The following is a 1,388-nucleotide window of genomic DNA, read 5'->3' as shown; positions in this document are numbered from 1 at the left end:
CGGCCCCACGGGGCGGGTCCGCCGAGGGCGGGGCGTGCGGGTCCCGGGTCAGACGTGGAGGCGGCCGCCGTCCTCGTGCAGGCCGTCGGCGTCCTCGTCGTCGAACCACACCCCGTTCTCGCCGAGGTAGCGGAAGTGCACGGTGCTGCTCGCCGGAAGGGTCACGGCGACGCTGCGGTGGCCGTTGGCGCGCGGCTTCAGCGGGTGGGCGTAGGGGTCCCACCCGTTGAAGCAGCCCACCAGGGAGACCGGCCCCTGCGGCTCCTCGTTGGGCAGGGCGAAGGTGATCCGCACCCGGCCGTCCTTGCTCGGTTTCCCACGCTTGATCATGACTGCGTTCCCCTCTGAGGCGACGTCCCCGCGCCGACGCGGCCGGGACCGGCGCGGCGACCGGCGTCCGGCCCGCACCCCTCCCCAGTGTCCGGCAACGTGTCCGGATACGCACGGAAGGTGACGACCCGACCCGGGCGGCCGGTCCCAACGGAGCAGCCACGGCCCTTCCCGCCCCCACCCGGCGTGTCGTGCGCGACCCCGGCCCCCGCCCCCGCCACTGCCGAGTGCGCCGACCACCACTCCCTCACCAGCCCCGCCGACGCGCCCTGACCATCGTTCGCTCCCCGCCGGCCCGTCCCCCGGTCAGGGCGGCCCGACGAAGTCCATCGGGGCGGTGAAGCGGAGTACGCGGCGGGCCCACGCGGGCGCGGGGGTGGTGGGGTCGGAGAGGACCACCAGGCCGGTGGGGGCCGCGGGCGGTGCCACGGGGGCCTCCGGCGGGCGGCGGCGGAAGCGGAACGCGGGTGCCGTGGCGCACTCGGCGGCGACGGCCGCGCGGTCCTCCGGGCCGGGGGGCCGTGCGGCGGACGCGGCGGGGGTGCCGGCCACGGCGCGGTCGTCGGGCAGATGGCGGGGACCACGCTCGGCGGCGCACGGCGGGGGTGCGCCGGGGACCAGCCACAGGGCGGCGTCGGGCGTGCACAGCCCCGCGAGCAGGCCGGCGCGCGGGTCGGGCGGCACCACGGCCTCCCCCTCGTCGGCGGCGAGGCGACGGACGGCCGCCACAACGGGGGCGGGCGGATCGGGCCAGCCCAGTTCCGCCAGGGCGGCGTCGACCGGCAGCGGGGCCGGGTCGCAGCGGCGCGGCAGGCCGCGCGGGAGGGCCGGGCGCGGCCAGACGTAGCCGGGCTCCTCGGGCAGGGGCGCGAACGCGGCCCCGTAGTGGACGGGGTCCTTGTCGGCGAGGGAGCGGCGGTGCGAGCGGTGCACGCGCTCGTCGCCGAGCCACGGCGGCAGCAGGTCCGCGCCGCGCAGCCACCCCTCCTCGGGGACGCGGCCGCCGGTGAACTCCAGCAGCGCGGGCAGGACGGCGTCGGCGTGGCCGCGCTCCCGCC

Annotated in this window: 2 protein-coding genes; both read right to left on the bottom strand. The window is 79.3% G+C overall.

What is annotated here, in order from left to right:
* Positions 1–48: 48 nt before the first annotated feature.
* The gene (locus NT8_RS28070; RefSeq protein ID WP_067976102.1) at positions 49–330 is read right to left on the bottom strand and encodes an isoamylase early set domain-containing protein; all 282 of its coding nucleotides are present in this window, start codon (positions 328–330) and stop codon (positions 49–51) included.
* A 306-nt stretch (positions 331–636) separates the two neighbouring features.
* The coding region (locus tag NT8_RS30220) for a hypothetical protein (RefSeq protein ID WP_067976098.1) at positions 637–1,388 on the bottom strand (752 nt) is incomplete at its 5' end.

The sequence above is a fragment of the Nocardiopsis trehalosi NBRC 14201 genome (genome assembly GCF_001552555.1).
In the GTDB taxonomy this organism is placed as follows: domain Bacteria; phylum Actinomycetota; class Actinomycetes; order Streptosporangiales; family Streptosporangiaceae; genus Nocardiopsis_B; species Nocardiopsis_B trehalosi.
The sequence above is the reverse complement of the archived record's forward strand: the minus strand, read 5'-3'. Positions and strand labels throughout refer to the sequence as shown.

Bases quoted from the DNA above. Each gene is read 5' to 3' on its own strand.
- NT8_RS28070 (WP_067976102.1), bottom strand. From the start codon at position 330: ATGATCAAGCGTGGGAAACCGAGCAAGGACGGCCGGGTGCGGATCACC.